General features: G+C 69.6%; 26 protein-coding genes. 20 read left to right on the top strand and 6 right to left on the bottom strand.

Annotated elements, in window-relative coordinates; all coding sequences use genetic code 11:
* Nucleotides 1-50 precede the first annotated feature (50 nt).
* On the top strand, nt 51-899 hold the full coding sequence (locus tag CA982_RS06885; RefSeq protein WP_086534712.1) for an EamA family transporter: 849 nt from the start codon (nt 51-53) through the stop codon (nt 897-899).
* Between the two features lie 7 nt (nt 900-906).
* Here the strand turns inward: CA982_RS06885 and CA982_RS26675 are convergent, their stop codons facing one another.
* On the bottom strand, nt 907-1,083 hold the full coding sequence (locus CA982_RS26675; protein WP_086534585.1) for a hypothetical protein: 177 nt from the start codon (nt 1,081-1,083) through the stop codon (nt 907-909).
* 210 nt (nt 1,084-1,293) lie between these two features.
* On the opposite strand from CA982_RS26675, the gene typA reads away from it, so the two are divergent.
* From typA to cofG, 7 genes are all read left to right on the top strand, one after another.
* Entirely contained in the window at nt 1,294-3,204 is a 1,911-nt protein-coding gene (gene typA / locus CA982_RS06875) for a translational GTPase TypA (protein ID WP_086534584.1), read from the top strand.
* Nucleotides 3,205-3,274: 70 nt separating this feature from the next.
* Nucleotides 3,275-5,248: an ABC transporter family substrate-binding protein gene (locus CA982_RS06870; protein WP_086534583.1), complete on the top strand. Its 1,974-nt coding sequence runs from the start codon at nt 3,275-3,277 to the stop codon at nt 5,246-5,248.
* The gene (gene mshB / locus CA982_RS06865; RefSeq protein ID WP_086534582.1) at nt 5,245-6,135 is read left to right on the top strand and encodes an N-acetyl-1-D-myo-inositol-2-amino-2-deoxy-alpha-D-glucopyranoside deacetylase; all 891 of its coding nucleotides are present in this window, start codon (nt 5,245-5,247) and stop codon (nt 6,133-6,135) included. Before CA982_RS06870 ends, mshB begins: the two co-directional genes overlap by 4 nt.
* Before the next feature lie 17 nt (nt 6,136-6,152).
* Complete coding sequence (locus CA982_RS06860; RefSeq protein WP_208617903.1) at nt 6,153-6,551, top strand: facilitated glucose transporter; 399 nt, start codon at nt 6,153-6,155, stop codon at nt 6,549-6,551.
* Between the two features lie 59 nt (nt 6,552-6,610).
* The gene (locus tag CA982_RS06855; protein WP_086534580.1) at nt 6,611-7,750 is read left to right on the top strand and encodes an FO synthase; all 1,140 of its coding nucleotides are present in this window, start codon (nt 6,611-6,613) and stop codon (nt 7,748-7,750) included.
* Between the two features lie 56 nt (nt 7,751-7,806).
* The gene (locus CA982_RS06850; protein WP_086534579.1) at nt 7,807-9,312 is read left to right on the top strand and encodes a flavin-containing monooxygenase; all 1,506 of its coding nucleotides are present in this window, start codon (nt 7,807-7,809) and stop codon (nt 9,310-9,312) included.
* Nucleotides 9,309-10,556, top strand: coding sequence for a 7,8-didemethyl-8-hydroxy-5-deazariboflavin synthase CofG (cofG, locus tag CA982_RS06845; protein WP_086534578.1), 1,248 nt, complete (start codon nt 9,309-9,311; stop codon nt 10,554-10,556). Before CA982_RS06850 ends, cofG begins: the two co-directional genes overlap by 4 nt.
* Before the next feature lie 308 nt (nt 10,557-10,864).
* Here the strand turns inward: cofG and CA982_RS06840 are convergent, their stop codons facing one another.
* Nucleotides 10,865-11,239: a rhodanese-like domain-containing protein gene (locus CA982_RS06840; RefSeq protein WP_086534577.1), complete on the bottom strand. Its 375-nt coding sequence runs from the start codon at nt 11,237-11,239 to the stop codon at nt 10,865-10,867.
* A complete protein-coding gene (locus CA982_RS06835) occupies nt 11,236-11,895 on the bottom strand; it encodes a cysteine dioxygenase (RefSeq protein ID WP_086534576.1) in 660 nt (219 codons plus the stop codon). The genes CA982_RS06840 and CA982_RS06835 overlap by 4 nt, the downstream gene beginning before the upstream one ends.
* Before the next feature lie 441 nt (nt 11,896-12,336).
* Between CA982_RS06835 and fdxA the strand changes: the two genes are divergently transcribed.
* Nucleotides 12,337-12,666, top strand: a complete 330-nt coding sequence (fdxA, locus tag CA982_RS06830; RefSeq protein WP_004019217.1) for a ferredoxin — start codon at nt 12,337-12,339, stop codon at nt 12,664-12,666.
* Between the two features lie 10 nt (nt 12,667-12,676).
* On the top strand, nt 12,677-13,819 hold the full coding sequence (dapC, locus tag CA982_RS06825) for a succinyldiaminopimelate transaminase (protein WP_086534575.1): 1,143 nt from the start codon (nt 12,677-12,679) through the stop codon (nt 13,817-13,819).
* A gap of 43 nt (nt 13,820-13,862) precedes the next feature.
* Here dapC and CA982_RS06820 read toward each other — a convergent pair whose 3' ends face one another.
* A complete protein-coding gene (locus CA982_RS06820) occupies nt 13,863-14,105 on the bottom strand; it encodes a DUF3072 domain-containing protein (protein WP_086534711.1) in 243 nt (80 codons plus the stop codon).
* Between the two features lie 46 nt (nt 14,106-14,151).
* A complete protein-coding gene (gene dapD, locus CA982_RS06815) occupies nt 14,152-15,117 on the bottom strand; it encodes a 2,3,4,5-tetrahydropyridine-2,6-dicarboxylate N-succinyltransferase (protein ID WP_086534574.1) in 966 nt (321 codons plus the stop codon).
* Nucleotides 15,118-15,305: 188 nt separating this feature from the next.
* On the opposite strand from dapD, the gene CA982_RS06810 reads away from it, so the two are divergent.
* From CA982_RS06810 to CA982_RS06765, 10 genes are all read left to right on the top strand, one after another.
* On the top strand, nt 15,306-15,821 hold the full coding sequence (locus tag CA982_RS06810; protein ID WP_086534573.1) for a DM13 domain-containing protein: 516 nt from the start codon (nt 15,306-15,308) through the stop codon (nt 15,819-15,821).
* Nucleotides 15,822-15,825: 4 nt separating this feature from the next.
* Nucleotides 15,826-16,926, top strand: a complete 1,101-nt coding sequence (gene dapE / locus CA982_RS06805; protein WP_086534572.1) for a succinyl-diaminopimelate desuccinylase — start codon at nt 15,826-15,828, stop codon at nt 16,924-16,926.
* Nucleotides 16,927-16,972: 46 nt separating this feature from the next.
* The gene (locus tag CA982_RS06800) at nt 16,973-17,761 is read left to right on the top strand and encodes an LOG family protein (RefSeq protein ID WP_086534710.1); all 789 of its coding nucleotides are present in this window, start codon (nt 16,973-16,975) and stop codon (nt 17,759-17,761) included.
* Nucleotides 17,762-17,804: 43 nt separating this feature from the next.
* A complete protein-coding gene (locus CA982_RS06795) occupies nt 17,805-18,341 on the top strand; it encodes an LOG family protein (protein WP_086534571.1) in 537 nt (178 codons plus the stop codon).
* Between the two features lie 76 nt (nt 18,342-18,417).
* Nucleotides 18,418-20,223: a long-chain-acyl-CoA synthetase gene (locus CA982_RS06790; protein WP_086534570.1), complete on the top strand. Its 1,806-nt coding sequence runs from the start codon at nt 18,418-18,420 to the stop codon at nt 20,221-20,223.
* A gap of 71 nt (nt 20,224-20,294) precedes the next feature.
* Nucleotides 20,295-21,119, top strand: a complete 825-nt coding sequence (gene folP, locus CA982_RS06785) for a dihydropteroate synthase (protein WP_244176158.1) — start codon at nt 20,295-20,297, stop codon at nt 21,117-21,119.
* The gene (locus tag CA982_RS06780; RefSeq protein WP_086534569.1) at nt 21,116-22,147 is read left to right on the top strand and encodes a glucosyl-3-phosphoglycerate synthase; all 1,032 of its coding nucleotides are present in this window, start codon (nt 21,116-21,118) and stop codon (nt 22,145-22,147) included. Before folP ends, CA982_RS06780 begins: the two co-directional genes overlap by 4 nt.
* Before the next feature lie 142 nt (nt 22,148-22,289).
* The gene (locus tag CA982_RS06775; RefSeq protein ID WP_086534708.1) at nt 22,290-22,685 is read left to right on the top strand and encodes a DivIVA domain-containing protein; all 396 of its coding nucleotides are present in this window, start codon (nt 22,290-22,292) and stop codon (nt 22,683-22,685) included.
* Nucleotides 22,686-22,788: 103 nt separating this feature from the next.
* Nucleotides 22,789-22,956, top strand: a complete 168-nt coding sequence (locus CA982_RS06770; RefSeq protein WP_004019232.1) for a DUF3117 domain-containing protein — start codon at nt 22,789-22,791, stop codon at nt 22,954-22,956.
* Nucleotides 22,957-22,958: 2 nt separating this feature from the next.
* Nucleotides 22,959-23,930 (top strand): putative RNA methyltransferase, encoded by a 972-nt coding sequence (locus CA982_RS06765; RefSeq protein WP_086534568.1) that lies wholly within the window; start codon nt 22,959-22,961, stop codon nt 23,928-23,930.
* Here the strand turns inward: CA982_RS06765 and glgA are convergent.
* A complete protein-coding gene (gene glgA / locus CA982_RS06760) occupies nt 23,909-25,075 on the bottom strand; it encodes a glycogen synthase (protein ID WP_208617902.1) in 1,167 nt (388 codons plus the stop codon). The two genes, CA982_RS06765 and glgA, sit on opposite strands and share 22 nt — an antisense overlap.
* Nucleotides 25,076-25,110: the final 35 nt, after the last annotated feature.

Raw genomic sequence — 25,110 nt, 5'->3', positions numbered from 1 at the left:
ACGTCGCCGTGCCGGTGACGCGACGCGACCTGCTCGTCCCGCCGGGTCTGATGGTCGTCGGCGCGACCTCGATGTATCTCGGCGCGGCTGTGGCCGTCGGCCTGTTCGACGTCATCGCTCCCGCCGCGGTCGCCTGGTTGCGGATCGCCGGGGCGGCCCTGGTGCTGCTGCTGTGGGTGCGGCCGCCGCGGACAGCCTGGCGGTGGGAGCGGCTGCGCCTCGCGGCGTGCTTCGGGCTGATCACCGCAGGAATGAACATCGCCTTCTACGAGGCCCTCGCCCATCTGCCGCTGGGCACGACCGTCGCCCTGGAGTTCCTGGGTCCGATCGTGGTGGCCGCGGTGGGTTCCGCGACACGTCGCGACGTCGCCGCACTCGTGCTGGCAGCGGTCGGCGTCGTCCTGATCGCCGATGTCCGATGGTCGGGGACGGCGATCGGCGTCGTCCTGGCGCTGACCGCGGCCGCCTGCTGGGCCGGTTACATCGTCCTGGGCAAACGCGTCGCGGCGCGGGGCGCGGGTGTCGAGGATCTGGCCACCGGGTTCGCGCTGGCCGCGCTGCTCACCGCGCCGCTCGCGTGGTGGGTGGCCGACGCGGTGCGCGAGGGTACCGAGCTGCCGGTCGTGCTGGCGCAGGGCCTGCTGCTGGGCATCGCGTCGACCGCGGTGCCGTATGCCCTGGATCAGGTCGTGCTGCGGAGAGTCGGACAGGCGAGATTCGCGATCCTGCTCGCACTGCTGCCGGTGACGGCGTCGGTGATCGGGTTGGTCGCACTCGGACAGGTGCCGCGACCGCTCGAAGCGGCGGGCATCGCACTCGTCGCGGTCGCCGTCGCGGTCCGATCGGCCGATGGGGACGTCCGGACCGCCGACCGCGAGAGCGAGACGCCGCCGGGCTGACCCGGGGTCAGGCGACGCGTGCCTTCTTCAGCGCTTTGTGGAGCTCCTTCTTCGACATCTCGGAGGTGTCGAGCTTGCGCATCCGATGGATGACCACCGGGCAGCGAACGCAGCGCGTGGAGCTCTTGCAGCACTTCTTCTTGGGCTTCAGAGAGCCCACCTTGGTCGGGTCGACCTTGCCCATACCGCGAGGTTAGCAGACCCTAACTATCCCCTTTCCGGGTGCTGTGATCGCGGTCTCACCGTCCGAGCCGATACTCTGTCACATTGAATCCCTGGGTGATCTGCTCTCCGCGCCGGTCAGAGCCGTTCGGATGCGAGTGTCGCCGACGTTCCGCAGTTGAACCGAGCGCCGTCCGCCGCCGCAGGTCCCCACCCACACGAAAGAGAGCCAGTGAGCGCTGCCCCCACCTTCCGCAACGTCGCGATCGTCGCGCACGTCGACCACGGAAAGACCACACTCGTCGACGCCATGCTGCGCCAGTCCGGCGTCTTCGGCGAGCGCGCCGAGGTCGTCGACCGGGTGATGGACTCCGGTGACCTCGAACGTGAAAAGGGCATCACCATCCTCGCCAAGAACACCGCGGTCCACCGGCGCCAGCCGGACGGGACCGAGGTCGTCATCAACGTCATCGACACCCCCGGCCACGCCGACTTCGGTGGCGAGGTCGAGCGTGGTCTGTCGATGGTCGACGGTGTCGTCCTCCTCGTCGACGCCTCCGAGGGTCCGCTGCCGCAGACGCGCTTCGTGCTCCGCAAGGCGCTGGCCGCCGAGCTGCCGGTGATCGTCGTCGTCAACAAGACCGACCGTCCCGACGCCCGCATCCAGGAGGTCGTCGACGAGACGCAGGACCTGCTCCTCGACCTCGCCTCCGACCTCGACGAGGAGGCCGCGAAGGCAGCCGAACTCGTCCTCGAGCTCCCGGTGCTCTACGCCTCGGGCCGTGCGGGCAAGTGCAGCACCGTCCAGCCCGCCAACGGTGAGGTTCCGGCAGGGGAGAACCTCGACGACTTCTTCGACGTCCTGCTCGAGTACGTCCCGGCTCCCAAGGGAGACCCGGAGGCGCCTCTGCAGGCCCACGTCACCAACCTCGACGCCTCGGCCTTCCTGGGTCGTCTGGCGCTCGTCCGCATCCACAACGGAACCCTCCGCAAGGGTCAGCAGGTGTCCTGGTGCCGCGAGGTCGACGGTGAAGCCGTCGTCGAGCGCGCCAAGATCACCGAGCTCCTCGCCACCGTCGGTGTCGATCGCGCGCCCGCCGAGTCGGCGTCGGCCGGCGATATCGTGGCCGTCGCCGGTATGCCGGAGATCATGATCGGTGACACCCTCGCCGACCTGGAGAACCCGCAGCCGCTGCCGCGCATCACCGTCGACGAGCCGGCCATCTCCGTGACCATCGGCACCAACTCCTCGCCGCTGGCCGGTCGGGTGTCCGGTCACAAGCTGACCGCCCGCATGGTCAAGCAGCGCCTGGACTCCGAACTGGTCGGCAACGTGTCGCTGCGCGTCCTCGACATCGGCCGGCCGGACGCCTGGGAGGTGCAGGGACGTGGTGAGCTCGCGCTCGCCATCCTGGTCGAGCAGATGCGCCGCGAGGGCTTCGAGCTGACCGTCGGCAAGCCGCAGGTCGTCACCCGCAAGGTCGACGGCAAGGTGCAGGAGCCCTTCGAGCACCTGACGGTCGACGTGCCCGAGGAGTACCTCGGCGCGGTCACCCAGCTGCTCGCCGCCCGCAAGGGCCGCATGGAGCAGATGAACAACCACGGCACCGGCTGGGTCCGGATGGAGTTCATCGTGCCCTCCCGCGGCCTGATCGGCTTCCGTACCGACTTCCTCACCGAGACACGCGGCACCGGCATCGCCAACGCCGTCTTCGACGGTTACGACGCCTGGGCCGGCGAGATCCGCGCCCGCCACACCGGTTCGCTCGTCAGCGACCGCGCCGGAACCGTGACCCCGTTCGCGATGATCCAACTCGCCGATCGCGGCACGTTCTTCGTCAACCCGGGCGACGACAGCTACGAGGGACACGTCGTGGGGATCAACCCGCGCCACGAAGACCTCGACATCAACGTCACCCGCGAGAAGAAGCTGACCAACATGCGTCAGTCCTCGGCCGACGTGATGGAGACCCTCGCCAAGCCGATGCAGCTCGACCTCGAGGCGGCCATGGAGTTCTGTGCCGCCGACGAGTGTGTCGAGGTCACCCCGGAGGTGGTCCGGGTGCGTAAGGTCCACCTCGACTCGAACACCCGTGCCCGTGAGCGCTCCCGCGCCAAGTCCCGGGACGCCGCTGTCAACTGACGGTTCGGCGGTACGGCGGCGCCCGTGCACGGTGGTAGACACGTCTGACGGACCGAGCAGCTTCTTTGTCATGGGGGTATCCGAGGTGAATCGCGCGAGACCACAACAAGGCCGCGAGACCACGAATCGCGCCCGGGGCCGGCTGCTCGGTGTGGTCTCCTGCGGCATCGCCCTGCTCGTCGTGTTGACGGCGTGCATGTCCGATCCGCCACCCCCGGTCCGCGACACCGGGCCGCCGCCGACCCCGACCGAGTACCCGGTGGAGAAGACGATCTACATCGCCACCGACTCGGTCGGCTCGGGGTTCAACCCGCACATCGCCGCTGACCAGAACCCGGTGACGACGGCGGTCGCGGCGATGACGCTGCCCAGCGCCTTCGCCCCCGTTCAGACGCCGGGCGGGACGGTGTGGGAGCTCCAGCGCTCGTTCGTGACCTCCGCGGAGGTCACGTCGCGGGCGCCGTTCACCGTGACCTACCGCATCCACACCGACGCCCAGTGGTCCGACGGGTTGCCGGTGACCGGTGACGACTTCAACTTCCTGTGGCAGCAGATGTCCCGGCAACCCAACGTGGTGGCGCCGGCCGGCTACCGGCTCATCGACTCGGTGCAGTCCCGGGAAGGCGGCAAGGTCGTCGAGGTCCGGTTCGAGCGGCCGTTCCCGGCCTGGCGCGAACTGTTCACCGGGCTCTTGCCGAGTCACGTGCTGAAGGGTGCGCCCGCGGGTTTCCAGACCGGGATGGACACCGGCAAGCCGGTGTCGGCCGGTCCCTACGCGATCGTGGGGATCGACAAGACCCGTGACGAGGTGCGACTCGCCCGCAACGACCGCTACTGGGTCACCCCGCCACGGCTGGACCAGATCGTGCTGCGCCGTGCGGGCACCTCGGCCCAGATGCTCGACTCCGTACGCTCCGGCGACTCGGCCATGGTGGCCCTTGGTGCCTCGCCGGCGACCGACGCCGAACTGAAGGCCCTGCCCGGTCTGGAGACCGCGCGCAGCCTGACGTCGCGGTCGCTCGGTGTGAGCGTGAACGCACGTACCGACGCGATGAGTTCGGTCGAGGTCCGGCGCGCGATCCTCGGACTGGTCGATCCGCGACTGACGACCTTCGCCGGCGCCGGCGACTGGGTGGTCGAGCCGTTCGCCAACACGGTCTTCGCGCCGTCGGACCCCGGTTACACGCCGGTCGACCGACCGCGTGTCGGGCCGGCCGAGATCGATGCCCTGCTGGGTTCCGCCGGTTATCGTCGCGCCGCGCCGGAACCCGTCGGTTCCGCGTCGCCGGTGCCGTCGGCGTCGTCCGAGTCCTCATCCCGGGCGCCCTCGTCGGTCTCACCGTCGTCACCGCCCGCGTCGGGGTCGCCGTCCGCCGGTGGTTCCACGACGCCCGGTGCAACGGACGCCCCGATCGAGGGGCTGGTCGAGGTGCCGGAGTTGCCCGAGGGCATCCTGCCGTTCCAGCGCGACGGCCAGGACCTCATCGTGCGTGTCGGTGCGGTCGCCGGCGACCCGCGCACCACGTCGGCCGCATCGAGCATCGTCGACCAGCTCCGCGGGGCTGGGGTGCGTGCGCAGGTCGTCACGCTCCCCAACAGCGAGCTGTACGGGTCGGCGCTCACGAACAAGCGGGTCGACCTGGTCGTCGGGTGGTCGGGGCTCGGCGTGCCGCCGGCGGCGTCGCTCGCCTCGCAAGTCGACTGCAACCAGCCCAAACCCGGTACCGAACCGTCTCCCGCGACGCCGCCGACCCCCACCAGCATCGCGCCGAGCGGAGGCGATCCCGGGGACAGCTACGCCAGCAACATCTCGGGGCTGTGTGATCCGCGCCTGATCGAGCTCGCCCGGACCGCACTCTCGGAGGACGACCCGATCCCGACACTGAACGAGGCCGAGCCGCTGCTGTCCGCACAGGCGATCTACCTGCCGCTGTATCAGGACTCGATGGTCGTGGGAACCACGCCCGCCGTGCGCGACGTCCCACTCACCGGGCCCATCCAGGTCTCGATCTTCGGGACCGCGGTGAACTGGGAGCTGTCGTGACCGGTTCCGCCGCCGGTCGCCGGTTGCTGCTCGTGCACGCCCACCCCGACGACGAGACGATCATGACCGGCGGCACCATCGCCCGGTATCTCGCGGAGGGTGTCGACGTGCGGGTGCTGACCTTCACGCTGGGCGAAGAGGGCGAGGTGATCGGGGACGAGTGGGCGCAGCTGGTCGCCGACGGCGGCGCCGATCAACTGGGCGGCTTCCGCATCCTCGAACTCTCACGGGCACTGGCCGAACTCAGTCCCGACGGGCAGCCACCGCTGCGACCGGAGTTCCTCGGCGGTGCCGGGCGCTGGCGGGACTCCGGCATGGCCGGCGCGCCGTCGGCGAACCACCCGCGCGCGCTCGTGCGGGCGGCGTTCGACGAGCCGGTCGGTGCGCTGGTCGGCGTCCTCACCGAGTTCGCACCGCAGGTGGTCGTCAGCTACGACGCCTCGGGCACGTACGGGCATCCCGATCACAAGCTCGTCCACGAGGTCACGGCGGCCGCGGTCGCGCGGGCCCGCGAACTCGGCTCGGGCCCGGTCAAGGTCTACGAATCGGTGACCGAACGCAGTGCCCTGGAGTCCGGGCTGGCCCGCGTCGTCACCGTTCCCGACAACTGGCGGATGCCCCAAGACGGTGAGCTCCCCAGCTATCCCGATGCCGACATCACCACCGAGATCGACATCAGCGGGTACCTCGCGCGCAAGGTCGCCGCTCTGGCTGCCCACGCCACCCAGGTGACCGTCGCCGCGTCGGGTACCGAGTACGCCCTGTCGAACAACATCCTGCAGCCGATCGCCAGTGCGGAGCACTTCATCCTCACCGAACCGGAACGCCACGAGTCCCTCGGCGCGACGGACACGCGCGAGTCGGACCTGTTCGCCGGGATCGACTGAGACGCGGGATCCAGACGATGACACGTTCGGCTCGCCCCGCATCGGGTTCCGTCCTCGACCGGCTCCTCCTGGGCTTCCTGATCGTCGACGGGTTCGCGGTCGGGCTCCTCGGCGTCGCCTTCACCTACCAGCGTTTCGGCGGTGTCGCGCTACCCGTCGCGGCTCTCGTCGCAGGGGTGGTCAACGCGGCTCTGCTCTGGCTCGCGTCCGGCTTCACCGCCACCCCGTGGCGGTACGGGCCGCTCGCCGCGTGGGGGCTCGTCGTCGTCATCGCCGGCGGCGTCCCCGGGCCGGGCGGTGATGTCGTGCTGTCGATCAGCGGCGGTTACCTGGTGCAGACACTCCTGCTCCTGGTGCTCGGCGTCGGGCCGTGCGCCGCGCTGGCCTGGACGGGTCGGCTACCCGAACCCGAGTGACCACCCGGCGCAGGGGCGCTCTGCGCTGCACTGCGCGAGGCGGAGTTAGAGTGAGAGACATGCTTCTGCGCGCGTGGGCCGAAGACATCATGGCCCCGATCGAGCGCGTCACGGCCGCACTGAGCCGTGTTCGTGACGACCCGACTCTCGGGGCCGACGCCCTCGACGATGACGGCTGGATCGCGCTGCTCGGCGCCGCGGGTGAGCAGCTCGACGAACTGTGTGACCTCGCCGACTCCGCGCGTCGTCGCGTCACCGATCCGGATGCGCTGACGTTCGTGGTCAACCGCAACCTCGACACCGGGGTCGTCAGCCGCCTGGGCCCCGACGACCCCGGGCTGGACGACCTGGTCGTCGAGGCGGTCGGTCTCGGAGCGACCGAGATCTGCATGCAGGGACCACTGCCCGCCGAGCTCCCGGCCGACGAGTACATCCGGCTCGTCGAAACCATCACCGGTGCCGCCGACGGGTTGCATCTCCACGCGTACCGGGCACCGGAGATCGTCGACGGCGCCGAGCGCGCCGGGGTGTCGGTGGCCGAACATCTCGAGCGGTTGCACTCGGCAGGCCTGGGATCGGTGCCGGGGACCGCCGCCCAGATCCTCGACGACACGGTGCGTGCGACGCTGTCGCCCACCGGCTCGGCACCGCCGGTCGGCAGCTGGGTCGATGTCATCGAGACCGCCCACCGGGTGGGCCTCTTCTCCACGGCGACGATGCTCTACGGGCATGTCGAGACGCCCGTGCACCAGGTCGCACATCTGCGGTTGCTCCTCGAGATCCAGCGCCGCACGGGGGGTTTCAGCGAGCTCATCCTGATGCCGCTGCTGCCCGAGAACGTGCCGCCGCACCTCGCCGAGACCGCGTCGCGGACGGCGTCGGAACGGGAGACCCGCGCGGTGCACGCCGTGGCCCGACTCATGTCCGTGGGCCTCGTCGACCATCTCCAGGTGGCCTGGACGAAGCTCCCTGCCGCCACCGTCGATCTGGTGCTGCGCGGCGGGGCCGACGATCTGGGCGGTCTGCTGCTCGACGGCGCCCTGATGCCGACCGCGGGACCGGAAGCCGGCCACGTGCTCGATGTCGCGGCCGTCGTCGACATCGCGGCGCGAGCCGGACGCACACCACGTCAGCGCACCACCCGTTACGAGATGCCCGGACCGGACCGGTTGGTCGCGTTGCCCCAGGTGTCCGCGTGAGCGGGACACCGTCCTCCGCGGGACCGTCGGCCGGGTCGTGCCAGGCCTCGCTGACGATGGACGACGTCGACGTCGTCATCATCGGTGCGGGCTTCGCCGGCCTCGGCATGGCGACACAACTCGCGCGCCGCGGCCGGGAGTCGTTTGTCGTACTCGAACGCGCCGACGGCGTGGGAGGCACGTGGCGCGACAACACCTATCCCGGAATCGCCTGCGACATCCCGGCTCATCTGTACTCGTTCTCGTTCCGGCCACCCGCGGACTGGTCGGCGCGGTTCCCGCGCGGCGCGGAGATCCGCGGCTATCTCGAACAGATCGTCGTCGACGAACGGCTGGCCGACCGCATCGAGCTCAATCGCGAACTGCGTGACGCGGTCTGGGATGAGCCGGACGCGCGCTGGGTGATCACCGCCGCCGCGCCGGACGGTCGGTCCGCGACGTTCCGCGCCCGTACGCTGGTTCTGGCGGTGGGGCGATTGTCGGAGGCGCGTATCCCCGACATCGACGGCCTCGACACCTTCCCGGGACAGGTCGTCCACACGGCCGGTTGGGACGACGCCGTCGCCGTGGCGGGTGCGCGGGTCGGGGTCGTCGGGACCGGCGCGTCGGCCGTGCAACTCATCCCACACCTCGCCGAGGTCGCCGAGGACCTCGTCGTGTTCTGCCGCACCGCACCGTATGTGGTGCCGCGGGCCGACCGCGACTACACCGACGACGAGCGCGCCGCGATGCTCGATCCGGCCGTCGCCGCCGAGGTGCGCGACCAGCTGCTCGTCGAGGCCGACGCGGCCTTCCGGCAGCGACTCGGGTTGCATCCCGACATCGATGAGATCCGGGCGCGGGCCCGTGACCACCTGCACGGGCAGGTGGCCGACGCCGGCCTCCGTGAGCAGCTGACGCCCGACTACGAGATCGGTTGCAAGCGCATCCTTCTCAGCGATGACTTCTATCCGGCGCTGCAGCGGCCCAACGTGGTGTTCGAGCCGAGCGCGCTGACGTCGGTCACCGAGTCCAAGGCCACCGCGCACAGCGGTCACACCTACGACCTCGACGTCCTGGTGATGGCAACCGGATTCGAGGCCGCGCGACCTCCCGCCGCGTCGCGCATCACCGGCCGCGCCGGGCACCGGCTGTCCGAGCACTGGTCGGCGGGCATGACCTCCTATGCCTCGACCGTCGTCAGCGGGTTCCCCAACATGTTCGTCCTCGACGGGCCGAACGCCGCACTCGGACACAACTCGGCGATCTACATGATCGAGACGCAACTCGACTACGTCGTGGGTGCGTTGGAGTACATGGCCGACAACGCAGTCGCGACCCTGGCGGTCTCGGCTGCCGCGGAGGAGGCCTACACGCGTGAGATCGACACGCGCAGTGAATCGACTGTGTGGCTGACCGGTTGTGACAGTTGGTATGTCGACCCGGACAGCGGTCGCCTGACCCTGCTGTGGCCGGGCACCGCGGCGTCGTTCCGTGAACGCAACGGCACCTTCGACCCCGCACCCTACGAACCACATCCCGACGAACCCGGCACCGGAACACCCGAGGAGGGTGAGGAATGACCGACCAGACCGCCATCCGCGGAGCGCTGGCCGCCGCCCGCGAACGGGCGCCGATCGGACTCGACGACGCCGTGGCGCTCCTGTCCTGTTCCGGCGACGACCTCACCGAACTCCAGTCGATCGCCGGGGCGATCCGCGACGACGGGCTCGCGGCGGTCGGCAGGTCGCGTCAGATCACCTACTCCCGCAAAGTGTTCATCCCGCTGACCCGCCTGTGCCGCGACCGGTGCCACTACTGCACGTTCGTGACGGTCCCCGGGAAGCTCGCCCGCGCGGGGGAGGGCCTGTATCTCGAACTCGACCAGGTCGTCGACCTTGCGCGGCGCGGTGCCGAACTCGGCTGCAAGGAAGCCCTGTTCACCCTCGGTGACCGGCCGGAGGAAAGATGGCCGCAGGCCGGCGAATGGCTGGCCGAACGGGGTTACTCCTCGACGCTGGACTATGTGCGTGCGGCCGCGGTCGCGGTGTTGTCCGAGACGGGTCTGCTGCCGCACCTCAATCCCGGTGTGATGAGCCTCGAGGAACTTCGCCACCTGCGGCCGGTCGCGCCCTCGATGGGCATGATGCTGGAGACGACGTCGCGACGCCTGTTCACCGAGAAGGGGCAGGCGCACTACGGAAGTCCCGACAAGGATCCACTGGTCCGCATGCAGGTGCTTCGCGACGCGGGCACCGCTCGCGTTCCGTTCACCACCGGAATCCTCGTCGGGATCGGCGAATCCCTCACCGAGCGAGCCGAATCGCTGCTGGCCCTCGCCGACGTGCAGGCCCAGGGCGGGCACATCCAGGAGGTGATCGTGCAGAACTTCCGCGCCAAGCCGGACACCGCCATGCGCTCGACCCCCGACGCGGAGATGACCGAGTTCCTCGCCGCAGTCGCGGTGGCCCGGATCGTCCTCGGCCCGCACATGCGGGTCCAGGCGCCGCCGAACCTGGTGTCGCCCGCCGAGTGCGCCGCGCTGATCGCCTCCGGCGTCGACGACTGGGGCGGGGTGTCGCCGCTGACGCCCGACCACGTCAACCCGGAGCGCCCCTGGCCGCACCTCGACGCCCTGGCCGCGCGTACCGCGGAGTCCGATTTCGTTCTCACCGAGCGCATCACCGCGCAACCGCCCTACGTGCTGAACGGTGCCGACTGGATCGACCCGGCGCTGACCCACCACGTCGCGGCACTCGCCGATCCGGTGACCGGCCTCGCCGTCGACACGCGCCCGGCGCCGCGACCGTGGCCCGCGGTCGCCTGAGTGTGTCCTGCTGCCTGATCCGAAGAATCACACCCCACTGGTCCCCTGAGGTGCGGATGGCCACCCTCTGCTCCCTGAGGTGCGAGGAGCGCGACCGTCCGCTCCCTGAGGTGCGAGGAGGGCGACCGTCCGCTCCCTGAGGTGCGAGGAGGGCGACCCCTCTGCTCCCTGAGGTGCGAGTAGGGCGACCCCGTCCGCTCCTTGAGGTGCGAGGAGGGCGACCCCCTCTGCTCCCTGAGGTGCGAGGAGCGCTAGCGACGAGCCTCGAAGGGGCCTGGCGAGAAATGTGCCGGAGCCTTCACGGGCAGCTACCCGAGTACCGGTGCGAGAGCCTCATATCCGCCGATGACGTCGGTCGCGCGATGGAGTCCGAGCTCCTGCAGCGCGGCCGCGGCGAGGCTCGACGTATAACCCTGCGAGCAGAGGATGATCCAGCGGACGTCGTGGTCGACCGCCTGGTCGATGCGTGCGTCGCTCGCCGGGTCGCACCGCCATTCGAGGACGTTGCGTTCGATCACGAGGGCCCCTGGCGCTTCGCCTTCCTCGGCCCGCTGGGCCGCGGGCCGGATGTCGACGAGTACGGCGCCGTCGGCCAGCTCCGCCGGGATGTCGACGGGCTCGACCCGCGCGATCCGCGACCGCGCGTCGGCGAGCACGTCGTCGATGGTCCGGTGAGCGCTCATTCGGGTTCGTCGGTGAGGACGGTCCGATTGCGGCGCAGGTGCCCGCCCTCGGAGATGTCGTAGTAGGACATGGCGGTCAACGGCGGAGAGTATGCGTGCACGCTCAGCGTCGGGGTCACCAGCGCAACGGGCTGCTCACCGGCCGACGGCTCCGGCGCGGCCACGACCGGGTTCCGCACGACGTCGTGCACCCACCCGAGGGGGAAGGCGGCCTGGTCGCCGGCGTCGAGGATGCGCACCGCCAGATCGTCTCCCGTCCAGTGATACTCGCGCAAGCTGCCCGACAGCACGGTCAGCGCGCCGAGCGAGCCGGCGTGGTCGTGGAGTTCGGTGGCCTCGCCCGGCGTCCAGCTGATCAGCCACACATCGACGTCGTCGTCGGCGTGCAGTCGGGTCGACCAGCGGTGCCGCTCGTCCCAGACCTCCGGGAGCACGGCGTCGTGCCGGCCGTCGAGGACATCGGCGACGCCCTGGTCGGTGATACGGAGGAGGTCGGCGGGCCGAAGCCGTGTCGGCAGGTGGCTGATGGTGCGCGGAGCCGCAGCGCCGGGGCGTTCACGGAGTGACGAGGAGTTCCGAGCCCGGTTCCGGGCGGCGGACAGAGACGACGTCGAGGACGGGGACGCCCATTCGGTGCGGGCGAGGGTGGAGGTCATGGCGAATCCTTGCGATGGTCGACGGGGATGTGGTGAGGCCGATCGGTTCAGCAACAGCACATCGACATCGACCGCGCGGTGGGTCGGTGCGGCACCCGGGCGCACGCACCCGCGGGTCGGTGTCCCGTCAGGACGGATTCGTCGACGACGATCATGTGCCCGACACTGCCCGCGGATGATCGCGGCGTCGAGGTTTGTCGGCACGATGAGCGAAACCCGTGGCGCCCACCGGCGGCCCGAGTGTGATCCTCGTTACTCCCAGGCCGATCCAGGCCCTTCTGGACGGGGGCCGATTTCGTCGCAGCGTCCACCGGGGCGGATACTGTGGGGTGCGGTTCGACCAGCCCTCGGGCCGCACCGGCGCCGACGCCGGAGTGCTGTTCGACGCCGAACCAGCGCTTCTCGTCGCGTCGACCCGGATCTTCCCTAGCGAAGGAGTGAGTGGTGACCTACATCATCGCGGAGCCTTGCGTCGACGTGTTGGACAAGGCTTGCGTGGAGGAATGCCCCGTCGACTGCATCTACGAGGGTGGACGCATGCTCTACATCCAGCCGGATGAGTGCGTCGACTGTGGTGCGTGCGAGCCGGTGTGCCCGGTCGAGGCGATCTTCTACGAGGATGATGTCCCCGACGAGTGGGAGCCCTACGTCAGCGCGAACGCGGACTTCTTCGACGACCTCGGCTCCCCGGGCGGTGCCAGCAAGGTCGGCAAGACCGACGCCGATCCGGCGTTCATCAAGGGACTCCCGCCGATGAACGAAGAGGACTGACCGGCTAGGCATGAGCAGTCCTGTCTCCCGTGCGGCCGCACCGCTACGAGTCACCTCGACCCGGGTGAGCGGGCGCCTGCCCGACTTTCCCTGGGACACGATCGCCGACGCCAAGGCGGCGGCCGGGGCTCACGCCGACGGCATCGTCGACCTCTCGGTGGGCACGCCCGTCGACCCGGTGCCCGATCTCATCCGCGATGCACTCGCCGACAGCTCGACGTTCCCGGGGTACCCGACGACGATCGGGACGCCCGAGTTGCGCGAGGCGGCCGCGGAGTCACTGGTCCGGCGGCATGGAGTCACCGCGCTCGACGAGACGGGCATCCTGCCGGTGATCGGGACCAAGGAGGCGATCGCGGGTCTCGCATCGACCTTCGGACTCGGACCCGGCGACGACGTGGTCATTCCCGAGGTCGCGTACCCGACCTATGAGGTGAGCGCGCTGCTCGCGGGTGCCCGACCGGTGCGCGCGGATTCGACCGTCGCCCTGGGGCCGATGAACCCGGCGTTGATGTTCATCAACTCGCCGTCGAATCCGACCGGCAAGATCCTCGGCCTGGACCATCTCCGCAAGGTCGTCGGATGGGCACGTGAGCGAGGGGCCGTCGTCGTGTCCGACGAGTGTTATCTCGGGTTGAGCTGGGAGGGCGAGCCGCTGTCGATCCTCGACCCACGGGTCTGCGACGGCGACCACACGGGGCTGCTGGCGGTCCACTCACTGTCGAAGATCTCGAACCTGGCGTCGTACCGTGCCGGGTTCTTCGCCGGCGACCCCGATCTCATCGGCGAACTGCTCGCGGTCCGCAAGCACGCCGGACTGATCGTGCCGTTCCCGATCCAAGGGGCGATGACCGCCGCGCTACGCGACGATGCGCATGTGGACGAGCAGCGCGAACGCTACGCCGCCCGTCGGCGCCTGTTGAAGGCCGCAGTCGAGGGTGCGGGCTTCCGGGTCGATCACTCCGAGGCGGGCCTGTACCTCTGGGCCACCCGGGACGAGCCGTGCCGGGAGACCGTCGACTGGCTCGCCGCGCGTGGAATCCTCTGCGCCCCCGGCGATTTCTACGGGCCGGCGGGTGAACGCCACGTTCGCATGGCGCTCACCGCGACCGATGAACGGATCAGTGCGGCCGTCGCCCGGCTGGCCGTCTGAGCCCCCAACCGGATCAACCCCGACCGGATCAACCCCGGCCAGATCAGCCGCGACCGCTCTTCTGCTGTAGTCGATCGATCTCCTCGGAGGCCTCGGCCTTGGTGAGGTCGGCCGAGAGCGTCTCGCCGGCCTCTCGCGCGAGGGTGTCGAGGTAGCTGCGCTGGGCTCCGGTCATCGGCTCGTCGCCGGTCACCCAGTCGTCCGGGTCCTTCTCGGTGGAGTTCCCGGCGCCCGCGCCGAGGACGTCGTCGGTCTCGTTCGTCGAACGATTGTTCGATGTGCTCATGAGCCCACCATACGTCGCGATCACGGATCCGGCCAGCGGCCCGGACTCAGTCGTTCTTGTGCAGTGCCTCGTTGAGGGCGATGCCGTCGCCCTTCCACGGCACGACCTCGACCGCGCCGGTCAGGCTGTTGCGACGGAACAGCAGGTTGGACTGGCCGGACAGGTCGCGCGCCTTGATCTGCGTGCCGTCGGGCCCGGTGACCTTGGTGCCGGCGGTGACGTAGAGGCCGGCCTCGACGACGCAGTCGTCACCCAGCGGGATGCCGCAGCCGGAGTTCGCGCCGAGGAGGCAGCGCTTGCCCAGCGCGATGATCTCCTTGCCGCCACCCGACAGGGTGCCCATCGTCGAGGCGCCGCCGCCGATGTCGGAGCCGTCGCCGACGACGACGCCCGCGGAGATGCGACCTTCCACCATCGACGACCCGAGGGTGCCGGCATTGAAATTGACGAAGCCCTCGTGCATCACGGTGGTGCCGGCCGCGAGGTGTGCACCGAGACGGATGCGGTCGGCGTCGCCGATCCGTACGCCGCCGGGCACCACGTAGTCGACCATGCGCGGGAACTTGTCGATCGAGTAGACGGTGACCGGTCCGCGGGCGCGCAGCTTGGCCCGCACCGACTCGAAGTCGTCCACCGCACACGGGCCGTGGTTGGTCCAGACCACGTTGGTGAGCATCCCGAAGATGCCTTCGAGGTTGGCGCCGTGCGGGGTGATGAGGCGGTGCGACAGCAGGTGCAGTCGGAGGTAGACGTCGTAGGCGTCGATCGGTGCGGCGGCGATGTCGGCGATACCGGTGCGGACCGCGATCGTCTTCACCCCGCGGGCCTCGTCGACACCCACCAGCTCACGGAGGTGAGCCGGTGTCGACTCGTCGTCGAGGGTCACGGTCTCGGCGGTCTCGACACCGTCGAGTTCGGGTTCGGGGAACCAGACGTCGAGGACGACGCCGGGAGTCGAACCCCCGTCGATCACGGTCGCGATGCCAGTTGCGTGTGCGCCAGTAGATGTCACGACAGGTGAGTCTAGGTGATCGCTACCGCGGCCCCTGTTCGCCATCGGCATCCATGGCGCTCCGTCTGGTCATCCATTCGGCCCAAAGTCCTGGTCGCGCGGGGTCCGCCGCTCGTAGGGTCGCCCTCATGACCGGTCATCCGCAGCCACCTGCACCACCCCGGCGCCGACGCCGCCGCCGGCCGTGGTTGCTCGGCGGCCTCGGCGTCGTGATCGTCGCGGCGCTGGCGGTCGGGGCCGTCGTCTTCCAGCCGTGGCTGATCTTCGTCGACACCGAGGTCGACGACGCGATCCCGGTCGCGGTCACCCCGACCACGCCGGTGCCGGGGCAGGCGCCTCCCGCCGGGCCGGTGGTGATCTCGCGCGGCAGCCTGATCAGCCACGAACACTCGACCTCCGGATCGGTCTCGATCATCGAGCAGCCCGACGGGTCACGCGTGCTGGCGATCGAGGGCCTGGACACCACCACCGGACCGGACGTCCACGTGTGGCTGTCGCAGGGGGAGGTGGTCGGGGGATTCGCCGGGTGGCGCACGGCTGCCGGGGTCCCACACGTCGACCTCGGGATGATCAAGGGGAACAAGGGCGACCAGCTGTACGAGATCCCCGCCGGCGTCGACCTGGGCGACTATCCGTCGGTGTTCCTCTGGTGCGTGAAGTTCAGCGTCTCCTTCGGCGCCGCGGAATTGGGCTCACTACGGTGAAGGGGTGAGCACTCCCGATCTCGACCTGACCGCCGATCCCGTCGACCTGACCGCCGCGCTGGTCGACATCGAGAGCGAGTCGCGCAACGAATCGGCCATCGCCGACGCGGTCGAGGCCGCCCTGCGGGCGCAGACAACCGGTTTCGAGATCCTCCGGCACGGCAATCGCGTTCTCGCCCGTACCGATCGGGGCCGCGCCCAGCGGGTCATCCTCGCCGGTCACCTCGACACCGTGCCGGTGGCGGGGAACCTGCCGCACCGCCGGGAGACCCATCCGGACGAAGGCGACGTGCTGCACGGCTGCGGCACCGTCGACATGAAGTCCGGTGACGCGGTGTTCCTCCACCTGGCCGCGACGCTGCCGGAGCCTGCCTCGGATCTGACGCTGATCTTCTACGACTGCGAGGAGATCGCGGCAGAGTTCAACGGCCTGAACGACATCGAACGCGAGCTCCCCGACTGGCTGGCCGGCGACGTGGCGATCCTGGGCGAGCCGACCGCGGGGCTCATCGAGGCGGGATGCCAGGGAACACTCCGGGTTCGACTGTCGGCGTCGGGGACCCGGGCGCACTCGGCCCGGTCGTGGATGGGCGACAACGCCATTCACAAACTCGCCGGTGTCCTGACCACGCTGGCGCGCTACGAGGCCCGTCGGGTCGACATCGACGGCTGTGAGTACCGCGAGGGTCTGTCCGCGGTTGCCGTCGGGGGTGGGGTCGCGGGCAACGTCATCCCCGACGCCGCACACGTGGACGTCAACTTCCGCTTCGCGCCCGACCGTTCGGTCGATCAGGCGCTCGACCACGTGCGCGAGGTGTTCGCCGCCGACCTGGCCGACGGCGCCATCGGGTGGGAGGTCACCGATTCCGCGGCCGGCGCCCTGCCGGGTCTGGCCCATCCGGCTGCCGCGGCGCTCGTCGAGGCCGCGGGCGGACGCTTCCGTGCCAAGTACGGCTGGACCGATGTGTCGCGGTTCTCGGCGCTGGGCATCCCGGCCGTGAATCTGGGGCCCGGCGACCCCAATCTCGCGCACCGCGTCGACGAGCGGGTGCCGGTGGCGCAGATCCGGGCGGTGACCGAGCTGCTGCGCGCCTACCTGTCCTGACCTGGCGCGACCGGCCGGGTCGCGTGTCGCTGCTAGCGTGACCGCCATGTCGACAACGCCCGATCCCGCCGCCGCCACCGCCGACGAGGCCGAGACCGAGGCCGACACCTGCTACGTCGGACCGATCCGGATCCGGCGCGACCAGCAGGGCAAGACCACCGACCGCCGGCTGCTGGAGTGGATCGACCCACGCGACGCCGCGCGTCGTTCCGACCGGACCATGCGTGACTCCTGGCGGGTGCTGCGCATCCAGTCCGAGTTCGTCGCCGGGTTCGACGCGATGAGCGAGGTCGCCGAAGCCGTGACGGTCTTCGGCTCGGCGCGACTGCATCCCGAGTCGCCGGAGTATTCTCTCGGTGTCCGCGTGGGCCGAGCCTTGGGCGAGGCCGGTTACGCGGTCATCACCGGTGGCGGACCCGGTGCGATGGAGGCCGCGAACCAGGGCGCACATCAGGCCGGGGCGCAGTCGATCGGACTCAACATCGAGCTGCCCTTCGAACAGGGCCTCAATCCGTGGGTCGATCTCGGCATGAACTTCCGATACTTCTTCGTGCGCAAGACGATGTTCGTGAAGTACGCGCAGGCGTTCGTCTGTCTCCCTGGCGGGATGGGCACCCTCGACGAACTCTTCGAGGCGCTGACCCTCGTGCAGACCAAGAAGGTGGTCAGGTTCCCGATCGTGTTGGTGGGCAGTGACTTCTGGGGCGGCCTGCTCGACTGGATGCGCGACGTCCTCGCCGCGCGCGGGATGATCTCGCCCGAGGATCTCGACCTGCTCACCGTCGTCGACGATCCCGATGACGTGGTCGCCGCGATCGAGGCCGCCACCCCCTGAGGGCCGATATGACCTCATCGGCCGGCGATGGCACGATTGCCCGGTGAGTGCTGTCTGTGTCTATTGCGCGTCCGGTCCCGTCGACCAGCCCTACCTCGACCTCGCCGCCGAGGTCGGGCGGACCCTGGCCGAGCAGGGGCATGTGGTCGTCTCCGGTGGCGGGAACATCTCCATGATGGGCGCGCTGGTCAACGCCGCTCGCGAGGCCGGCGGCCACACGGTCGGCATCATCCCCCGGGCGCTGATGAAGCACGAGGTCGCCGATCTCGGGTCGGGAGAACTCGTCGTCACCGAGACCATGCGCGAACGCAAGCGGCTGATGGACGAGCGCGCCGACGGGTTCATCACCCTGCCGGGCGGGATCGGGACGCTCGAGGAACTGTTCGAGACATGGACCGGTGGCTATCTCGGGATGCACGACAAGCCGGTCGTCCTGCTCGATCCTGTCGATTTCTACGCGCCGTTGCTCGACTGGCTGCGAGAGTTGTCGACAACCGGGTTCGTCGCCCGGCGATCGCTGGACCGACTGCTGATCACGCGCTCGGTGTCCGACGCGGTGGAGTTGGCGACAGCACGGTGAGGCCTTGCTACCGGCCGGTAGGGTAGCGCGTGGGTGCGCGGGGCACCCGATATGCCAGCGGGAGAGCGGAGGGCAGATGTCCCCAGAGGTCGAGCAGCAGGACAGTCGGCAGCAGAGCGTGAAGAAGACGGTCGGTATCCCCGACATTCTTCGTGGTGTGGTGAAGATGGCGCCACACGCGACCGGGATGATCAAGCACGCGCCGGGGCTCATCCGCCGTCCACCGGAGGCCAAGCGGACGATCGGTTCGGTCTTCCAGAAGCACGCGGCCGAGCACCCCGACCGGCCGTTCGTCCGGTTCGAGGGCCGCACGACCACCTACGGCGAGGCCAACCGCCGGGTGAACCGTTACGCTGCAGCGCTTTCGGCCGACGGCGTCGGCAAGGGCGACGTGGTGGCGCTGCTGTCCAAGAACTGCACGACCGACCTGCTGCTGATGCTCGCCACCGTCAAACTCGGTGCGATCGCCGGGATGCTGAACTACAACCAGCGCGGTGAGGTGCTCGAGCACAGCGTCGGACTCCTCGAGGCCACGGTCCTCATCCACGATCCCGAATGCGCCGAGGCATTCGACTCCATTCCCGAATCGGTTCTGCCGCAACACGTCTACGATTTCGCCGAGTTCGATGCCGCTGCCGAGGGGCTCTCGGAGTCCGACCCGGAGGTCACCGAGCAGCTACCCGCGTCGACCAAGGCCTTCTACATCTTCACCTCCGGCACCACCGGAATGCCGAAGGCGAGCGTGATGAGCCACAACCGGTGGCTGGCGAGCATGTCCGGCATCGGCGGTCTCGCCGTCCGGTTGCGCCACAGCGACACCATGTACGTGCCGCTGCCGCTGTACCACAACAACGCGCTGTCGGTCTCGCTCGCCTCGGTCCTCGCCTCCGGTGCGTGCATCGCCATCGGACGCTCGTTCTCGGCGTCGAAGTTCTGGGACGACGTGATCCTCAACCGTGCGACGGCCTTCTGCTACATCGGCGAACTGTGTCGCTATCTCCTCGCACAGCCCGAGAAGCCCACGGATCGCCAGCATTCCGTGCACACCGTGGTCGGCAACGGTATGCGCCCGGACATCTGGGACGAGTTCCGCGAGCGTTTCGGTGTCGACCGCGTCGTCGAGTTCTACGGGGCCAGCGAACTCAACCTCGCGTTCGTCAACGCGTTCAGCGTCGACAAGACCGCGGGTTTCTGCCCGCTCCCGTACAAGATCGTGGAGTACGACGAGGAGGGGAACCCCAAGCGCGGCGACGACGGTCGGCTCGTGAAGGTCGGCCGGGGCGGTACCGGCCTGCTGCTCGCCCAGATCAGTGACCGGGTGCCCGTCGACGGGTACACCGACTCCGAGGAGACCGAGAAGAAGATCATCCGGGACGCCTTCAAGGACGGCGACTCCTACTTCAACTCCGGTGACCTCGTCCGCGATCAGGGCTTCGCGCACATCGCCTTCGTCGACCGGCTCGGTGACACCTTCCGCTGGAAGGGCGAGAACGTCGCCACGACCCAGGTCGAGGGGGCGGTCGACTCCTACGAGGCCGTCGCCCAGTCGGTGGCGTACGGCGTCGAGGTCCCGGGAACCGACGGTCGCGCCGGGATGATCGCGATCAAGCTGCGTGAGGGCGCCGACCTCGATCCGAGCGCTTTCGCCCGGCACCTCTACGACGCCCTGCCGTCGTACGCGGTGCCGCTGTTCGTGCGGATCGTCGACGACTTCGAGCAGACCTCGACCTTCAAGAACCGCAAGGTCGAGCTCCGCAAGGAGGGATACGCCGACGCCGAGGCCGAACGGGTCTACGTGCTGCTCGGCAAGGAGAAGGGCTACACCGAGTACTACGACGACTACGCCGACGACGTCGCCGCGGCCAAGGTCCCCAAGGGGTGAGTTCGACCCCGGAGGCGTCGGTGTCGCCGACGCTGTGCGGGCGTCGGGTGCCGACCGATCGCGCGCTGGTCATGGCGATCGTCAACCGCACCCCCGACTCGTTCTACGACCGGGGGGCGAGCTTCGACGACGCCGCCGCGCAGGCGCACGTCGATCGGGTCGTGGCGGAGGGCGCCGACATCGTCGACGTCGGCGGGGTGAAGGCGGGACCCGGTCGCGAGGTCGATGCGGCGACGGAGGCCGCCCGGGTCGTCGGGATGATCTCCTGGATCCGGGACCGGCACCCGGATGTGCTGATCAGTGTCGACACGTGGCGCAGCGAGGTGGCCGACCAGGCCTGCGCCGCCGGGGCCGACCTCATCAACGACACCTGGGCGGGGTTCGATCCCGACCTGGTCGCCGTCGCGGCCGAGCGGGGCGCGGGGATCGTCTGTTCCCACACGGGCGGCGCGGTGGTGCGCACCCGGCCGCACCGCGTCGCGTACGGGGATTCCGTGGACGCCGTGGTGGCCGATGTCCTCCGAGAAGTGACCGCCGCGGCCGAACGTGCGCTCGCGGCCGGCGTTCGTCGAGACTCGATCGTCATCGATCCGACGCACGATTTCGGCAAGAACACCCACCACGGGCTGGCTCTGTTACGCGGCGTGAAAGATCTTGTTAACACGGGCTGGCCGGTGCTGATGGCGCTGAGCAACAAGGATTTCGTAGGGGAGACTCTGGGTACAGACCTAACGCAACGATTGGAAGGGACACTGGCCGCGACAAGTCTGGCCGCCGCACAGGGCGCCCGGATCTTCCGCGTTCACGAGGTCGCTGCCACTCGCCGTGTGGTCGACATGGTCGCTGCCATCGCGGGAACGAGACCACCCGCCCGAACAGTCAGGGGACTCGCATGACCAAGCAGCAGAAGCGACGTACGCCCAGCACCGTCATCAGCCGCGACAAGGCCGCGATGTGGCCGACGGTCGCCCAGGCCCCGGGAACCGAGCAGCGCTGGTCGGCAACCCACACCTGGGAACAGCCGGACTGGACGATCGACGAGCTCGTCGAGGCGAAGGACGGCCGGACGATCTCGGTCGTGCTCCCCGCGCTCAACGAGGAGGAGACCGTCGCCGACGTCATCGCGACGATCATGCCGCTCTACGGCAGCCTGGTCGACGAGGTCATCGTCCTGGACTCCGGTTCCACCGACGCGACCGCCGAACGGGCGCTCGCCGCCGGCGCACAGGTGGTGACCCGCGAGGAAGCGGTACCCGAGCTGGACCCGGTCAAGGGCAAGGGCGAGGTGCTGTGGCGTTCGATCGCCGTGGCGACCGGCGACATCATCGCCTTCGTCGACTCCGACCTCATCGACCCGGACCCGATGTTCGTGCCGAAGATGCTCGGCCCGCTTCTGGTCAACCCCGAGATCCAGCTCGTGAAGGGCTACTACCGGCGTCCGCTGCGAACGGGCGGTACGCACGACGCCAACGGTGGCGGTCGCGTGACCGAGCTCGTCGCCCGGCCGCTCCTGGCCTCCCAGAAACCCGACCTCACCGCGGTGCTCCAGCCGCTCGGCGGCGAGTACGCCGGCACTCGCGAGCTGCTGTCATCGGTCCCGTTCGCGCCCGGCTACGGGGTGGAGATCGGGCTGCTCATCGACACCTACGACCGCTACGGTCTGGCCGGTATCGGTCAGGTCAACCTCGGGGTCCGCACCCATCGCAACCGCCCCCTGGTGGAATTGGGAGTCATGAGCCGGCAGATCGTCGGAACCCTCATGCGCCGGTGCGGTATCGAGGACTCGGGCGTCGGCCTGACCCAGTTCACCGCCGAGCCCGACGGGTCGTTCACACCGCACACCACCGAGGTCTATCTCGAGGATCGTCCGCCGATGAACACCGTGCGGGTGCTGGACCCCAAGACCGAGGAGATGGCCTCCTAGGCGCGCCCCGACGCGAGGCGCGGACACGACAGACGCCGACCCGACAGACGCCGACCCGGCGACCGCGCCACCGTAGGCCGGCGGTCGCCGGGTCGGCGTTGCGCCGGAGTCCGGTTCGACGGCTTCTGTCAGGATGGATCACATGCAGACGCTGCTGCTGTACCTGCTGATCATGGGGCTCGTCGTCGCGGGCGTGTTCGCCATCGTCTGGTTCGTGTTCGGCCGTGGGGAAGATCTTCCGCCGGTCGAGCCCGACACGACGCTCACCAGACTGCCGTCTGCGGGGGTCACGGGCGACGACGTCCGCGCGCTGCGGTTCGCGCAGACGCCGCGAGGCTACAAGCAGGCCGAAGTCGACTGGGCGCTGGCACGTCTCGCACATGAGGTCGACGATCTGCGCTCGGTGATCGCGCGCCTGCGTGACCGGGAGCCGGTGCCCGGGACGTCGGTCGACGCGCACTCCGACGATGTGGTCGCCGACCACGAGAACGGTGGTGCCGGCACGTGGCAGCCGGGCCCGCCGACGGCCCCGGGGTAGGCGCGCAGCGGGTTCCGCGCGGCGCGCGTGTCGCGCACTGGCAATCGTGTGAGACGCCTACACGTATCATGTTCGGAGCAGGGACCTTGAAGGGAGCTTGAGAATGGCGGCAATGAAGCCACGTACTGGGGACGGCCCCCTCGAAGCGGCCAAAGAAGGGCGTGGAATCGTTGTCCGGATTCCGATCGAGGGTGGGGGTCGACTCGTCGTCGAGCTGACCGCCGACGAAGCAGCCGCGCTGGGCGAGGAACTCCGCGGGGTCACCGGCTGAACATGCCCCACGAGGGCAGTTCCCATGAGGCCCGGGCGGACACACCGACACCGCACCGGGCGCATGGCCTCACTTCGATCGTCGAGATCCTCCGATGCCCGGTGTGCGCCGGACCCCTCTCGGTCGACGGCACGTCGCTGCGCTGTCCCGACGCTCATTCATTCGACATCGCCCGGCAGGGCTATGTCGCACTGCTCGACGGTCGGTCGGGCGCGCTGCGCGCCGACACCGCGGCCATGGTGGCCGCTCGGGCCCGTGTGCACGACGCCGGTTTCTTCGTCCCTGTGGTCGATTCCGTGTCCCGACGCGCCGCCGAGTTCGCGAGTGGATCCCCTCGGCCCGTGATCCTCGACGCGGGCGCCGGTGGCGGACACTACCTTCGCGCCGCGGTCGCGGCGACCGGAGCGCCGGGCGGTGTCGACGGGTCTCCCGTCGCCGGGATCGGCATCGACCTGTCCAAATATTGCGCGCGAGCCATCGCCCGGGGACCGTACGGGCTCGCCGCCGTCGTCGGCGACGTCTGGCGTGGCCTACCGGTCGTCGATGGCGCTGTCTCGGTGGTGCTCTCGGTGTTCGCGCCCCGGAACCCGTCCGAGTTCGCCCGGGTGCTGACGCCCGACGGTGCACTGATCATCGTGAGCCCGGGGCCCGACCACCTCGCCGAACTCATCGAGCCGATGGACATGCTGCGGGTCGACGACGCCAAGGCCGCACGACTCCACGCGGCGCTCGACGACGGTTTCGAACTGGTCGACGAGTCTCCACTGCGGTACACCGCCGACCTCGACGCCGGGACCATCGGCGATCTGGTCGCCATGGGGCCCTCGGCATTTCATTCCGAGGACGCCGACATCCGCGCGCGGGCCGACGCCTTCGCCGGGGACGCTCGCGTGCCGGTGACGGTGTCGGTCGTGGTCACGACGTGCCGTCCCACCCGCGGACGGCGCCCGGCTCAGCGCCGGACGGACTCGTAGACGCCCAGGGTCTGTTCGGCGATCGACGCCCAGGAGAACTCGGCGTCGGCACGGTCGCGGCCGGCCGCGCCCATCACCGACGCTGCGGCCGCGTCGGAACCGACCGCGTTCACCGTCTCGGCCAGATCGTGTTCGAAGGTCTCCGGATCGGCGGGGTCGTAGGGGACGAGGCGGCCGGTGACGTTGTCGCGCACCACCTCGGGGATCCCGCCGACCTCCGAGGCCACCACCGCGGTGCCGCAGGCCATGGCCTCGAGGTTCACGATGCCCAGCGGCTCGTACACCGACGGGCACACGAAGACCGTTGCCGCTGTCAGTATCTCGCGGATGCGGGGGAGAGGGAGCATCTCGCGCACCCAGTGCACGCCGGGACGTGCCGCGGACAGTTCGCCGACCGCCCGCTCGATCTCGGCGCCGATCTCCGGGGTGTCCGGTGCACCTGCGCAGAGGACGAGCTGGATGTCGGGGTCGAAACGGTGGGCCGCGGCCACGAGATGCGCGACGCCCTTCTGCCGCGTGATCCGGCCGACGAACGCGACGATGGGTCGGTCGGGGTCGAGTCCGAGAGCGGCGGGCGTCGAGTCGGGTCCGAACGGGTCGGCGACCGGATACCACTGCGAGGTGTCGATCCCGTTGCGCACCACGTGGACACGCTCGGGGTCCAGTCGCGGGTACGTGTCGCAGATCTCCGTCCGCATACCCGCACTCACCGCGATGACTGCGTCGGCGTACTCGACCGCGTTGCGTTCGACCCAGCTCGACACCCGGTAGCCCCCGCCGAGTTGTTCGGCCTTCCAGGGGCGCGACGGTTCGAGCGAATGCGCGGTGAGCACATGCGGCACGTCGTAGAGCTGGGCGGCCAGGTGCCCGGCGAGACCGGTGTACCAGGTGTGGGAGTGCACGACGTCGGCGTCGGCCGCACCGACAGCCATCCGCAGGTCGGCCGAGAGAGTCGTGATCGCCGCGTTCGCCCCGGCCAGCCCGGGATCGGGGGTGTACACCGCGGCGGTCTCCCGCTCGGCGCCCATGCAGTGCACGTCGACGGTGATGAGATCGCGGAGATGGCGGACCAATTCGGTGACGTGGACACCGGCACCGCCGTAGACCTCAGGTGGATATTCTCGTGTCATCATCGCCACCCGCATGATCTCGACGCTAGTGCCATCGCGCGCAGTTCGCC

The organism is Gordonia lacunae (genome assembly GCF_002149015.1).
Classification (GTDB): domain Bacteria; phylum Actinomycetota; class Actinomycetes; order Mycobacteriales; family Mycobacteriaceae; genus Gordonia; species Gordonia lacunae.
The sequence above is the reverse complement of the archived record's forward strand: the minus strand, read 5'-3'. Positions and strand labels throughout refer to the sequence as shown.